Raw genomic sequence first — 1,269 nt, forward strand, 5'->3', positions numbered from 1 at the left:
GCGCCACCAAACTGAAAACGCGTAAACTCAATCAAGGATGAGCCAGAGCCTCCAAACGAAAGCACGCTCTGATGTCCCAAATTATCTGAAGACGCACACACCTGCGATAGGAACGGCGACGACGGCCCTCTGTAGACGAGCCTTCGCCTTGGCCTTTGCGACGGCCTTCGCCAGCTGCTTACGGTGCGCTACCGCCGTGGAAGCAGCTTTCGCACTCATCACCGCGATCGTCGTAGTCATCTGAAAGGCCCAGACACCGGCAGCGAGCGTAGTCGACGCCAGCGCGACACTGAACCAGCCGAGGAACACTGCATTCCTGAACAGGCCGAATACCTTCGCCATCTAACAACTCCCTTCAAAATAAAACCCGGCAAACTCACGCCAGCCGGGGCCATTCTCAAGACAACTTACGCGCTATCACGGAATCCGCCAACCGCTGCCAGTCATGATCCCGATTTCGAAAAAACCTGCTGACGCGCCGCGAGGTCCCCGGGGCCGGACCGTGCGGACCAGTTCTTCGTAGCGGACTTTGACTTCGGCGGCCCTAGATCGGGCCACCTTGACGTCGCCGGTCTTCAGCGTACGTAGCCGCGCTGAAATTCGGGCAGCGCCATGTGCCCGGTGTCGATGTGGTCGAGGATGGTGGAAATCTTCATGGAATTCTCGAAAAACCGCTATAAACCTCCTCGAGACTGTCGGACATGCGCGCGATGGTTGCAAGCCGTCATCGTGGGGTGGCCTCAGAGGGATTGGCCGCCCCCTTTGCGACAAGGGACCGGAGGGGCGTCGCGATGTAGGACCGCCGGTCCCGGAGGCCCACTCCAGCATCACGAAACGGACGGTCCGATCCTGATTTCAGGGCTGACCAAACCCGTCCCCGGTTTGGACGCAATGGTGCCGTGGTCACCCGGGCAGCTGGCGCTGCTCCAGCGTCTCGTCGCTGCCGTCCGATTTCATGGCGTCCGCGATCAGGTGCTCGACGGTCGCGTTGAAATAGGCGGTAAGCTCATTGTGCAGGGTGCGAAATTCGGCGGCCACCGTCTGATCGAAACTGGCTTGTTGTACCCGGACCATCACGGTCGTGCGCCGCTGGCGCGGATAGCGGTAGGGGCGGATGCCGTGCTTGCGGCACAGCGCGACGAAGATCCGGACCGACCAGACGTCCGACAGGGAGTATTGCAGCTCGACCTCGGGTGCGTCCGAGCCATCGGCCTCCGGGGCGAGCCTCGCCTGCAGCCGGTCGCGGGCCGCGCCGGCGGCCGCCCGCTC

Annotated in this window: 2 protein-coding genes; both read right to left on the minus strand. The window is 62.3% G+C overall.

The genetic code is table 11. The annotated features are described in order from the left end of the window. Positions 1-81: 81 nt before the first annotated feature. On the minus strand, positions 82-342 hold the full coding sequence (locus ACH107_RS32915) for a hypothetical protein (RefSeq protein ID WP_412509795.1): 261 nt from the start codon (positions 340-342) through the stop codon (positions 82-84). A gap of 561 nt (positions 343-903) precedes the next feature. Next, positions 904-1,269 (minus strand): hypothetical protein (locus ACH107_RS32920; protein WP_412509796.1); only part of this gene is annotated, 366 nt, incomplete at its 5' end.

The organism is Roseovarius halophilus (ex Wu et al. 2025), assembly GCF_047086965.1.